The organism is Pseudomonas sp. RtIB026, from assembly GCF_016861355.2.
In the GTDB taxonomy this organism is placed as follows: Bacteria; Pseudomonadota; Gammaproteobacteria; order Pseudomonadales; family Pseudomonadaceae; genus Aquipseudomonas; species Aquipseudomonas peradeniyensis.
Map to the genome: position 1 here is coordinate 533,691 of NZ_AP023348.2, position 11,679 is coordinate 545,369.

The 11,679-nt window shown below is 60.0% G+C and carries 12 protein-coding genes and 1 pseudogene; 10 read left to right on the forward strand and 3 right to left on the reverse strand.

All coding sequences use genetic code 11. The annotated features are described in order from the left end of the window. The first annotated feature begins 300 nt into the window (after positions 1 to 300). Genes PRtIB026_RS02380 through PRtIB026_RS02390 form a run of 3 tightly spaced genes read left to right on the forward strand, consistent with a single transcriptional unit; the run spans position 301 to position 2,323 of the window. A complete protein-coding gene (locus tag PRtIB026_RS02380; RefSeq protein ID WP_203649412.1) occupies positions 301 to 864 on the forward strand; it encodes a hypothetical protein in 564 nt (187 codons plus the stop codon). Between the two features lie 14 nt (positions 865 to 878). Further along, positions 879 to 1,829 (forward strand): dCTP deaminase domain-containing protein, encoded by a 951-nt coding sequence (locus tag PRtIB026_RS02385; RefSeq protein WP_203649410.1) that lies wholly within the window; start codon positions 879 to 881, stop codon positions 1,827 to 1,829. Beyond that, a complete protein-coding gene (locus PRtIB026_RS02390; RefSeq protein ID WP_203649408.1) occupies positions 1,829 to 2,323 on the forward strand; it encodes a DUF1643 domain-containing protein in 495 nt (164 codons plus the stop codon). Before PRtIB026_RS02385 ends, PRtIB026_RS02390 begins: the two co-directional genes overlap by 1 nt. A gap of 112 nt (positions 2,324 to 2,435) precedes the next feature. Here PRtIB026_RS02390 and radC read toward each other — a convergent pair whose 3' ends face one another. After that, entirely contained in the window at positions 2,436 to 3,116 is a 681-nt protein-coding gene (gene radC / locus PRtIB026_RS02395; RefSeq protein ID WP_203649406.1) for a RadC family protein, read from the reverse strand. A gap of 126 nt (positions 3,117 to 3,242) precedes the next feature. Here radC and coaBC point away from each other — a divergent pair, with 126 nt between their 5' ends. The 4 genes and pseudogenes from coaBC to argB all read left to right on the forward strand — a co-directional run bounded on the left by coaBC (position 3,243) and on the right by argB (position 7,359). Further along, entirely contained in the window at positions 3,243 to 4,454 is a 1,212-nt protein-coding gene (coaBC, locus tag PRtIB026_RS02400) for a bifunctional phosphopantothenoylcysteine decarboxylase/phosphopantothenate--cysteine ligase CoaBC (protein WP_203649404.1), read from the forward strand. 5 nt (positions 4,455 to 4,459) lie between these two features. After that, complete coding sequence (gene dut / locus PRtIB026_RS02405; RefSeq protein WP_050707525.1) at positions 4,460 to 4,915, forward strand: dUTP diphosphatase; 456 nt, start codon at positions 4,460 to 4,462, stop codon at positions 4,913 to 4,915. 134 nt (positions 4,916 to 5,049) lie between these two features. Next, positions 5,050 to 6,423, forward strand: a pseudogene (locus PRtIB026_RS02410) (phosphomannomutase/phosphoglucomutase); the annotation flags it as partial. A 30-nt stretch (positions 6,424 to 6,453) separates the two neighbouring features. Further along, the gene (gene argB / locus PRtIB026_RS02415; protein ID WP_028689938.1) at positions 6,454 to 7,359 is read left to right on the forward strand and encodes an acetylglutamate kinase; all 906 of its coding nucleotides are present in this window, start codon (positions 6,454 to 6,456) and stop codon (positions 7,357 to 7,359) included. Positions 7,360 to 7,538: 179 nt separating this feature from the next. On the opposite strand, the gene pyrE is transcribed toward argB, so the two are convergent. After that, entirely contained in the window at positions 7,539 to 8,180 is a 642-nt protein-coding gene (pyrE, locus tag PRtIB026_RS02420) for an orotate phosphoribosyltransferase (RefSeq protein ID WP_011536401.1), read from the reverse strand. Between the two features lie 80 nt (positions 8,181 to 8,260). Here pyrE and PRtIB026_RS02425 point away from each other — a divergent pair, with 80 nt between their 5' ends. Then, positions 8,261 to 9,040, forward strand: coding sequence for an exodeoxyribonuclease III (locus PRtIB026_RS02425; protein ID WP_203649402.1), 780 nt, complete (start codon positions 8,261 to 8,263; stop codon positions 9,038 to 9,040). A 61-nt stretch (positions 9,041 to 9,101) separates the two neighbouring features. On the opposite strand, the gene rph is transcribed toward PRtIB026_RS02425, so the two are convergent. Continuing rightward, entirely contained in the window at positions 9,102 to 9,824 is a 723-nt protein-coding gene (gene rph / locus PRtIB026_RS02430) for a ribonuclease PH (protein WP_009681991.1), read from the reverse strand. 224 nt (positions 9,825 to 10,048) lie between these two features. Here rph and PRtIB026_RS02435 point away from each other — a divergent pair, with 224 nt between their 5' ends. Beyond that, positions 10,049 to 10,912: a YicC/YloC family endoribonuclease gene (locus PRtIB026_RS02435; protein ID WP_186712300.1), complete on the forward strand. Its 864-nt coding sequence runs from the start codon at positions 10,049 to 10,051 to the stop codon at positions 10,910 to 10,912. Between the two features lie 13 nt (positions 10,913 to 10,925). Next, positions 10,926 to 11,546 carry a guanylate kinase gene (gene gmk / locus PRtIB026_RS02440; RefSeq protein WP_203649393.1) on the forward strand — a complete coding sequence of 207 codons (621 nt, stop codon included), beginning with the start codon at positions 10,926 to 10,928 and terminating at the stop codon, positions 11,544 to 11,546. Positions 11,547 to 11,679: the final 133 nt, after the last annotated feature.

Consider the following 11,679-nt stretch of genomic DNA (forward strand, 5'->3'; position numbering starts at 1 on the left):
GCTCGTTACTCACTATCAAAAATGCCATAACCGCTGGAGAAGCCACTCTCTGAAACACTGAAAATCAATAGTTCATCAGAGCCGAAGTCTGCGGTAGCCGTTCATCATAGGCATAATGAGACTGCGGGCCCTCAAGAATGGCTACCCATGGACCGTTGAGACATTTTGATTAATTTGTCCATCTGCCAGCTATGCTGTGGGTTGGAAATCAAATGCGGAAAGAGGTAAAATTCGCTAATTTCTAGAAAATCTATCGCAACTGGAAACGTAATAGATTTTGCCGCTACAGAGGAACAGTAAATGTCATACTCACATCGGACTCTACTGACAAAGTTGCAAAGACGCCAGAAAAGTCATGATGAGCAGTCACACCAGGACATACTTTCTGAGAATATGTACGTCCGCCTCAAGCACATGACCCTGCACTTTTTTAAGTATGCATCAAAAATTAACACTGCAAAAAAAACAGACGATGCAGAGTTACTTAGAAAGACTGTTATCGACTCGATAATAATTTGCCTCGCCTCTGCAAACACCCTTAGAATTTTTTTAGACGATTACCATCAGAGCAGCGCCAAAAACATTACCGATCTCTGCCTGGAACTTTCCTCACATAAAACTCAAGCGGATAGCGCTGCCGTATACAGTGAAATCTTGGAAAGCCTGCTTACCCACGGCGGAAAAATGGCAAAAATAATGGAGTCTACTGACCACATGGAGGCCGGAAACCCTCGAGTTGAAATGTCGACTCTCGTGCCTCTTTTAACATTCGATCTCCTAAAGCACGTTACGACGCTCGACATTCAGCTTGAAGCTGCCATGGAAAAACGCTTCCATGCGATAGAAACCAACTTCACACTTTAACAAGGAAGGCCCAAGTGACATTTTGGAGTGGTGAGCTACTTGAAGAAAAACTCCCGCAACTCATATTTCCATTCACCTCCAGGAACTTAGACTGCGCATCGTACAGATTGTCTGTAGGCGAACAGGCATTTGTAACAACTGCGGAGCTTGAGTCACAATCACCTGATGTAAACCTAATCAAGCAACTTGGAACCCAGTCCAGCGACGGGGCCATACGCATATCTCCTGGCCAATTTGCGTTTCTTCTGACCGAAGAAAACATAACCGTGCCAAGTAATGCCATCGCCATGATCTCGATACGAGCCGGCTACAAGTTCAAGGGACTCATCAACGTTTCTGGGTTCCATGTCGACCCAGGCTGGGTAGGAAAATTAATATTTAGCGTATATAACGCTGGAACCAAGCCCATTATCGTGCGACGAGGCGAGCCTTTGTTCTTGATAGTTTACGCCTATCTCGACCGTGACTCCCAAAAAATCTACAACGGTGCGGCCAAGAACCAAAAAGAAATTGATACAAAGCTGGTTGAAAACCTAACAAGCACTGTTTTTAGCCCTCAGTCTTTAAAAAATAGGCTCGATGATGTAAATGAGAAGCTATCGAGCATGGAGAAGCTGCGAAAAATCTGGATGTCAATTGCAGGCTTGGTTGTCGCGCTTGTTGCTATAGCAGTAGCGCTATTCACCTTGTGGCCGGGACTAAGTGGCTCAATTATAGCCGTAGCATTAAACTCTGCCGGATATAAATTAGTCACTTCCAATTCCATATCTGAAAACGGACAGCTACCGCTTGTGAATGCAACAATAGTTGCCGAATCCAAAACCCAAAACGCCAACACCGCGCCAGATCAAGCTGAGAAACCTACAGCAAAAAAATCTACCCAAGTACCTAAGCACCCCGTGAGCGCCAATAGCGCCAATCAAGAAACACCCAAACACCCCGAAAAAGCAAATAAGGCACCATAATGCAAACCGATCTCTTTGGCCTTTCCGAAGACAAAGGCGCAATATTTTCAGAGTGCCGCAATTATAGATACTTGCTGACTAGAACCTGGGATGCCAAGGGTAAGAGAATTGCCTTCATTGGACTTAACCCTTCCACCGCTGACGAATCTTCAGACGACCCAACCATTCGCAGATGCATATCATTCGCTAAAGCTTGGGGCGGCGGTAGCCTTTTGATGATTAATTTGTTTTCACTGCGTTCCACCGACCCCAAGCAATTATATTTAGCTATTGATCCGATCGGACCGGATAACAACAAACACATAAAAGCCATTATCGACTCAAGTGATATCATCATCGCCGCCTGGGGAAACCACGGAACACTATTAGCCAGAGCCAAAGATGTTTTAGAAATGGCTAGCGGCAAGCTCCAAGCACTCGCCGTTACTAAGTCGGGAATGCCAGGCCACCCACTTTATCTTCCTAAAAATTCCATTCCCAAACCTTACCCATGACTGCGCAGAAAATTTTATACCGTATTCAAGCATCTACATCATATGCAACCCACCAAGCGCGCCTAGGAACTGCATAAATCATTAACACGTCCTGAGCTATAATCAGCGCTCTCTACTCTGCGATCCACCCGCGCTCAAGCATAGATAGCGGCTCCCCATCTCCGACGATAATGTGATCCAGCACACGCACTTCAATCAGCGCCAAGGCGCGCTTCAAAGTAATAGTCATATGAACATCATCCTGACTTGGCTCACTATGCCCAGACGGATGGTTATGGCATAGGATCAATGCTGCTGAGTTATGAAATAATGCCCGACGCACTACCTCTCGCGGGTAAACGCTCGCTCGATCAATCGTTCCCCTGAACAGTATTTCGAAAGCAAGTGGCCTGTGTTTTGTATTCACAAACAAACAGCCGAATACCTCGCTAGTTTCATGGCGCAACATCGCTTTGAGATAGCTGCGCACAGCTCTCGGGCTATCCATAACAGACTCGTTCTCGATAGCGGTAGCCAGATGCCTGCGCCCGATCTCCAGCAATGCCTGCAACTGGCTGTACCTCACCGGACCCAGCCCAAGCTCATCGACAAAGGCTTCGCGGTCGGCCTCCAGCAACTGACGCAAGCTTCCAAACTTAACCAGCAGGCCTCGCGCTAGCTCTACTACATTGTGCCCGCGCACACCTGAACCGAGAAACACAGCCAGCAACTCCGTATCGGTCAGGCTACCAGCGCCCCGCTGCAACAGTTTCTCTCTCGGCCGCTCCTCCGCCGGCCACTCCCTGATGTTCATGCCCCTCCTCCTGCGTTACTGCGGCCCCTCCGGGCGCTGTGTTAATCTAGTTCGCTTCGAAAATGCGACGATCTGCCGCAGGCAGCTATCGTCGCCACCCGCTTTCACTGGAATAAGGCAAGGCCTATGCAGCGGTTGTATCGCAAGCGCATCGTTCTCGGCGTGGGTGGCGGCATCGCCGCCTACAAGAGCGCCGAGCTGATTCGCCGACTCCTGGAACACGGCGCGCAGGTGCGCGTGGTCATGACCCGTGGTGGCGCCGAGTTCATCACCCCGCTCACGCTGCAGGCGCTGTCCGGCCACCCGGTACACATGGACCTGCTCGACCCCGCCGCCGAAGCGGCCATGGGCCATATCGAGCTGGCCAAGTGGGCCGACCTGGTGCTGATCGCCCCGGCCACCGCCGACCTGATGGCGCGCATGGCCCAAGGCATGGCCGACGACCTGCTGACCACCCTGGTGCTGGCCACCGACGCCACCGTGGCCGTCGCCCCGGCGATGAACCAGGCCATGTGGCGCGACCCGGCCACCCAGGCCAACCTCGAGCTGCTCAAAAGTCGCGGCATCCAGGTGTTCGGCCCGGCCTCCGGCAGCCAGGCCTGTGGCGACGTCGGCCTGGGCCGCATGCTCGAAGCCACGGACCTGGCCTGGTGCGCCGCCGAGAGCTTCAAGCGCCAGGCCCTGACCGGCAAGCATGTGCTGATCACCGCCGGTCCGACGCAAGAGAACATCGACCCGGTGCGCTACATCACCAACCATAGCTCAGGGAAAATGGGCTTCGCCCTGGCCGAGGCCGCCGCCGAAGCCGGGGCCCGGGTGACCCTCGTCACCGGCCCGGTGCACCTGCAGACGCCCGACCGGGTCAACCGCATCGACGTGGTCAGCGCGCGGGACATGCTCGCGGCCTGCGAGGCGGCCATGCCCTGCGATCTGTTCATCGCCTCGGCCGCGGTCGCAGACTACCGCCCGGAAGTCGTCGCCCCACAGAAGCTCAAGAAGGATCCCACCACAGGCGACGGCATGCTGCTGCAGATGGTGCGCAATCCCGATATCCTTGCGACCATTGCCGGTCGGCCTGATCGCCCGTTCAGCGTGGGCTTCGCCGCCGAGACCGAGCACCTGCTCGACTACGCCACGCGCAAACTCAAGGACAAGAACCTCGACCTGATCGTCGCCAATGATGTGGCCAACCCCAGCATCGGCTTCAACAGCGAGGAGAACGCCCTGACCGTGATCGACCGCCAGCAGCACCAGACCCTCTTCGCGCAGACCAGCAAGGGCAAGATCGCCCGCCAGCTGGTTGCCTTCATCGCCGAACGGCTCAACCAGGTTCAATAAGTTACATGCACGCTCTTCAAGCCAAGATCCTTGACCCACGCCTGGGCACCGAATTCCCCCTTCCGCAGTACGCCACCCCCGGCTCCGCCGGCCTGGACCTGCGCGCCCTGCTCAAGGAGGACACCGTCCTCGAGCCGGGCCAGACCCTGCTGATTCCCACCGGCCTGTCGGTGTACATCGGCGACCCGGGCCTGGCGGCCATGATCCTGCCGCGCTCGGGCCTGGGCCATAAGCACGGCATCGTGCTGGGCAACCTGGTCGGCCTGATCGACTCGGACTACCAGGGCGAGCTGATGGTCTCCTGCTGGAACCGCGGCAATACGCCGTTCACCATCACCGTCGGCGAGCGCATCGCCCAGCTGATCCTGGTGCCGGTGGTGCAGGCGCACTTCGACATCGTCGAGCAGTTCGACGAGACCCAGCGCGGTGCCGGCGGCTTCGGGCACTCCGGCACCCGCTGAGCCGACAGCAGACCGCTCGGGCCATGGATGGCGAACTCTCTGGCGAAACCGCCGTCCAAGCGTTCAGTTTGCGCTTGCCCAGAAGCCTTTGACTTATGGAGTCCCCAGAGATGAACGACATGGCCCAGCTGGTCCCCGCACTGCCCGACAGCATCTTCCGCGCCTATGACATCCGTGGTGTGGTTGGCAAGACCTTGCATGCCGAGACCGCCTACTGGATCGGTCGCGCCATCGGCGCCCAGACCCTCGCCCAGGGCGAGCCACAGATTTCGGTCGGCCGTGATGGCCGCCTGTCCGGCCCGATGCTGGTCGAGCAACTGATCAAGGGCCTGGCCGACGCCGGTTGCCAGGTCAGCGATGTCGGCCTGGTACCCACTCCGGCGCTGTACTACGCCGCCAACGTGCTGGCCGGCAAGTCGGGGGTGATGCTCACCGGCAGTCACAACCCGTCGGACTACAACGGTTTCAAGATCGTCATCGCCGGCGACACCCTGGCCAACGAGCAGATTCAGGCCCTGCTGACGCGCCTGAAGACCAACGACCTGACCCGCGGCGAAGGCCGTGTGGAAAAAGTCGAGATCCTCGACCGCTACTTCCAGCAGATCACCGCCGACGTGAAGCTGGCCAAGCGCCTGAAGGTGGTGGTCGACTGCGGCAACGGCGCCGCCGGCGTGGTCGCCCCGCAACTGATCGAGGCCCTGGGCTGCGACGTCATCCCGCTGTTCTGCGAGGTCGACGGTAACTTCCCCAACCATCACCCGGACCCGGGCAAGCCCGAGAACCTGGAAGACCTGATCGCCAAGGTGAAAGAGACCGGTGCCGACATCGGCCTGGCCTTCGACGGCGACGGCGACCGCGTCGGCGTGGTGACCAACACCGGTAGCATCGTCTATCCCGACCGCCTGCTGATGCTGTTCGCCCAGGACGTGCTGTCGCGCAACCCGGGCGCCGAGATCATCTTCGACGTCAAGTGCACCCGCCGCCTGACCCCGCTGATCGAGCAGCACGGTGGCCGTGCGCTGATGTGGAAGACCGGCCACTCGCTGATCAAGAAGAAGATGAAGCAGACCGGATCGCTGCTGGCCGGCGAGATGAGCGGACACATCTTCATCAAGGAACGCTGGTACGGTTTCGACGACGGCATCTACAGCGCCGCGCGCCTGCTGGAGATCCTCAGCAAGGCCGGGCAGGACGCCGAAACCCTGTTCGCCGCGTTCCCCAGTGATATTTCCACGCCGGAAATCAACATTGATGTGACCGACGAGGGTAAATTCAGCATCATTGATGCACTGCAACGCGACGCCGACTGGGGCGAAGCCAACCTGACCACCATCGACGGTGTGCGGGTCGACTATCCCCACGGCTGGGGCCTGGTCCGCGCCTCCAACACCACGCCGGTGCTGGTGCTGCGCTTCGAGGCCGACAGCGCGGCAGAGCTCGACCGAATCAAGGCTGTATTCCGCACGCAGTTGCTGCGGGTCCAACCCGGCCTGCAACTGCCGTTCTGACGACTATACGTTCCTTACCTGGAGCCCTGCATGACCCTCGATCGCGATGCCGCTTCCCATGTAGCCGAGGTTTTGTCCGAAGCACTGCCTTACATCCGCCGCTTCGTCGGCAAGACCCTGGTGATCAAGTACGGCGGCAACGCGATGGAGAGCGAGGAGCTCAAGACCGGCTTCGCCCGTGACATCGTGCTGATGAAGGCCGTGGGCATCAACCCGGTGGTGGTGCACGGCGGCGGGCCGCAAATCGGCGACCTGCTCAAGCGCCTGTCGATCGACAGCCACTTCATCGACGGCATGCGCGTCACCGACGCGGCGACCATGGACGTGGTGGAAATGGTCCTGGGCGGCCAGGTGAACAAGGACATCGTCAACCTGATCAACCGCCACGGCGGCAGCGCTATCGGCCTGACCGGCAAGGACGCGGAGCTGATCCGCGCCAAGAAGCTGACCGTCACCCGTCAGACCCCGGAGATGACCACCCCGGAAATCATCGACATCGGCCATGTCGGCGAGGTCGTGAGCGTCAACACCGACCTGCTGAACATGCTGGTCAAAGGCGACTTCATTCCAGTGATCGCACCGATCGGCGTGGGCGCCAACGGCGAGTCGTACAACATCAACGCCGACCTGGTGGCCGGCAAGGTGGCCGAGGCGCTGAAAGCCGAGAAGCTGATGCTGCTGACCAACATCGCCGGCCTGATGGACAAGCAGGGCGAGGTCCTCACCGGCCTGACCACCGAGCAGGTCAACGAACTGATCGCCGACGGCACCATCTACGGCGGCATGCTGCCGAAGATCAAATGCGCGCTGGACGCCGTCCAGGGCGGCGTCAACAGCTCGCACATCATCGACGGTCGCGTGCCGAATGCCGTGCTGCTGGAGATCTTCACCGACAGCGGCGTGGGCACCCTGATCACCAACCGCAAGCCACGCTGAGTGATCGGTTAGCCTGTTCTGGCCTCTTCGCGGGTAAACCCGCTCCCACAGGGATAGCACCGCCTTTGAGGGCTGTGGCGATCCTGTGGGAGCGGGTTCACCCGCGAAAGGGCCGGAACAGGCGACACAAAAAAGGCGACCTTCGCAAGAAGGTCGCCTTTTTCATTTCCAGGCCAGGATCAGATCCCGTACTGCGCCCGATACGCCTCTACAGCCGGCAGATGCTGCTTGAGCTGCGGATCGTCAGCCAGGAACTCCAGCACCTGGGTCAGCGAAACGATGCTGACCACCGGGATTCCGAAGTCGCGTTCCACTTCCTGGATCGCCGACAGCTCGCCATTGCCACGCTCTTCGCGGTTCAGCGCGATCAGCACGCCAGCGGCCTTGGCCTGCTGGGCGTTGATGATCTGCATGACCTCGCGGATGGCGGTACCGGCAGTGATCACGTCGTCGATGATCAGCACGTCACCGGCCAGCGGGGCGCCGACCAGGCTGCCGCCCTCGCCGTGATCCTTGGCCTCTTTGCGGTTGAAGCACCACGGCACGTCGAGCTGGTGCTGTTCGGCCAGGGCCACGGCAGTGGCCGCCGCCAGGGGAATGCCCTTGTAGGCCGGGCCGAACAGCACGTCGAAGGGGATCTTGCTGTCGACGATGGCCGCCGCGTAGCAACGCCCCAGCTGGGCCAGCGCGGAACCTGTGTTGAACAGGCCGGCATTGAAGAAGTACGGGCTGGTACGCCCCGATTTCAGAGTGAACTCACCGAAGCGCAGAACGCCGCGATCGATGGCAAAACGGATGAAGTCGCGCTGATACGGCTGCATGAAAGGTCCCGGACACCACGGATTTAGCTAAATGTGTTGAGCTCGGGTATCATACACGCACGAGATTTTTGGGGCCATTTATGCGGATCATCAGTGTGAACGTAAATGGCATTCAGGCTGCGGCCGAGCGTGGATTGCTCAGCTGGCTGCAAGCCCAGAATGCCGACGTCATCTGCCTTCAGGATACCCGCGCCTCGGCCTTTGAACTCGACGACCCAGCTTTCCAGCTCGATGGCTATTTCCTTTACGCCTGCGACGCGGAGGTGCCCACCCAAGGTGGCGTGGCACTGTACTCGCGCATGCAGCCCAAGGCAGTCATCACCGGCCTGGGCTTCGAGACAGCCGACCGCTACGGGCGTTATCTGCAAGCAGATTTCGACAAAGTCAGTATTGCCAGCCTGCTGCTGCCTTCGGGCATGAACGGCGACGAAGACTTGAACCAGAAGTTCAAGTTGATGGACGACTTCGCCAAGTACCTGGACAAGCAGCGTCGCAAGCGTCGCGAATACATCTACTGCGGCTCGTTCTACGTGGCGCAGCAGAAGCTCGACATCAAGAACTGGCGCGACAGCCAGCAGTCGGTCGGCTTCCTGCCGCCGGAACGCGCCTGGATGGACGCCATCGTCGGCGACATGGGCTATGTCGACGCCCTGCGCGAAGTCAGCCGTGAAGGCGACCAGTACAGCTGGTGGCCGGACAACGAGCAGGCCGAGATGCTCAACCTGGGTTACCGGTTCGACTACCAGATCCTCACCCCAGGCCTGCGCCGCTTCGTGCGCAACGCCCGTCTGCCGCGCCAGCCGCGCTTCTCCCAGCATGCGCCGCTGATCGTGGACTACGACTGGACGCTGACCATCTGAGTGCTGTCCAGACACGAAAAAGCCGACATTGATGTCGGCTTTTTCGTGTCTACAGGAACAGTCAGTCAGCCAATGCGGCCTGCTGCAGTTCGAAGATCTCGGTCATGCCCTTCTGCGCCAGCGCCAGCATGGCGTTGAAGTCTTCAGGCTGGAACGGCGCGCCTTCGGCGGTGCCCTGCACTTCGATGAAGCCACCGGCGCTGGTCATGACCACGTTCAGGTCGGTCTCGGCGGCGGAGTCCTCGAGGTAGTCGAGGTCGAGCACGGCCTCGCCCTGGTACATGCCCACCGACACTGCGGCGATCATGTGCTTGAGCGGGTTGCCGCCCTTGAGGCCGCCACGCTTCTTGATCACCGCCAGGGCGTCGCACAGGGCGACCATGGCGCCGGTGATCGAGGCGGTACGGGTACCGCCGTCGGCCTGGATCACGTCGCAGTCGACGTACAGGGTGATGTCGCCGAGCTTGCTCATGTCCAGCGCGGCGCGCAGGGAGCGGCCGATCAGGCGCTGGATTTCGAGGGTACGGCCACCTTGCTTGCCGCGGCTGGCCTCACGCTGGTTACGCTCGCCGGTCGAACGCGGCAGCATGCCGTATTCGGCGGTGAGCCAGCCTTGGCCCTGACCTTTGAGGAAGCGGGGAACACCATTCTCGACGCTGACCGTGCAGATGACCTTGGTGTCACCGAACTCGACCAGTACCGATCCCTCGGCGTGCTTGGTGTAGTTGCGGGTAATGCGGATCGAGCGGAGCTGATCGGCGGCGCGACCACTTGGACGTTTCATCTGGGATACCTGTACCGGGACTTTGAATCTGCCGAGCATTATAGAGCCCGCCGCCCGCCGAAGGCACGCCTGTCGTCGTACCCGCGCAGCCTGTCGCCTTTTCCGACAGGCCAGAAGAGGGTCGGTAGCATGGGTGGATTGGGCGCCCGGGCCGCACTGCGCTACAATCCTGCGCCTTGCAGCCGACAGGCTCCCCGTTCACCTGAATACGCGAGGTACTCCCCATGGTGCATAGCATGACCGCTTTTGCTCGTGTCGAGCGCGCTGGCAGCCAAGGCACCCTGGTCTGGGAGCTGCGCTCGGTCAACCACCGCTATCTCGAACCCCACCTGCGCCTGCCCGAAGCGCTGCGCGACCTCGAAGGCGCGGTACGCGAGGGCCTGCGCCAGGGCCTGTCCCGCGGCAAGGTCGAGTGCACCTTGCGCCTGAGCGAGGACAACGCCGGCAAGCCGTTGCAGGTCGACCGCGAGCGCGCCGCGCAGCTGGTGGCCGCCGCCGAGACCGTCGCCGGCCTGATCAAGCAGCCAGCGCCGCTCAACCCGCTGGAAGTGCTGGCCTGGCCAGGCGTGCTGGTGGCCGACGCCAGCGACCCGCAGGCGCTCAATGCCGAAGCCATCGCCCTGTTCGACGAGGCGCTGGCCGAACTCAAGGCGGGCCGTGAGCGCGAAGGCGCCGAGCTGGCCCGGCTGATCAACGAACGCCTGGACAGCATGGCCGGCGAAGTCGCCACCCTGCGCACCCTGGTGCCGCAGATGCTGGCCGCGCAACGGCAGAAGGTCCTCGATCGCTTCGGCGACATGAAGGCCGAGCTCGATCCGCAGCGCCTGGAGCAGGAAATGGTCCTGCTGGCGCAGAAGAGCGATGTCGCCGAGGAGCTGGACCGCCTCAGCACCCACGTCACCGAGGTGCGCCGGGTGCTCAAGTCCGGCGGCGCCGCCGGCCGGCGCCTGGACTTCCTGATGCAGGAGCTCAACCGCGAAGCCAACACCCTCGGTTCCAAGGCCTTCGACCCGCGCAGCACGCAGGCGGCGGTCAACCTGAAGGTGCTGATCGAACAGATGCGTGAACAAGTACAGAATATCGAGTAAGGCCACCCCCACCATGAACCACAGCAGCGGCACCCTCTACATCGTTTCGGCCCCGTCCGGCGCCGGCAAGACCAGCCTGGTCACGGCCCTGATCAAGGACGACACCAACGTGCGCGTCTCGGTCTCCCACACCACCCGCGCCATGCGTCCGGGCGAGGAGCACGGGGTGAACTACCACTTCGTCGTCCACGAGGAGTTCAAGGCATTGATCGCCCAGGGCGACTTCCTCGAGCACGCCGAAGTGTTCGGCAACTTCTACGGCACGTCGCGCAGCGCGTTGCAGGAAACTCTCGACCAGGGCTTCGACCTGATCCTGGAAATCGACTGGCAAGGCGCCAAGCAGGTGCGCAAGCTGATGCCCGAGGCGCGTTCGATCTTCATCCTGCCGCCAAGCCAGGAGGCCTTGCGTCAACGGTTGGATGGCCGTGGGCAGGACAGCGAGGAGATCATCGCCGGGCGTATGAAGGAAGCGGTCAGCGAGATGGTGCACTACGACGAGTATGAGTACGTCATCATCAACGATGACTTTGACGTGGCGCTGGACGAGTTGAAGGCTGTGTTCAAGGCCAACCGCCTGCTGCTGAAGAAACAGCAACAGCGCCATGGTGGCCTGCTAAAAGAACTGCTGAACTGATAGACCGAGGGGCCGCTCTGCGGCCCTTTCGCGGCACAAGGCCGCTCCTACAGGCGATCGCATCAGTCCATATTGACGCGATCCCTTGTAGGAGCGGCCTTGTGCCGCGAAAGGGGCGCAGAGCGCCCCCAGC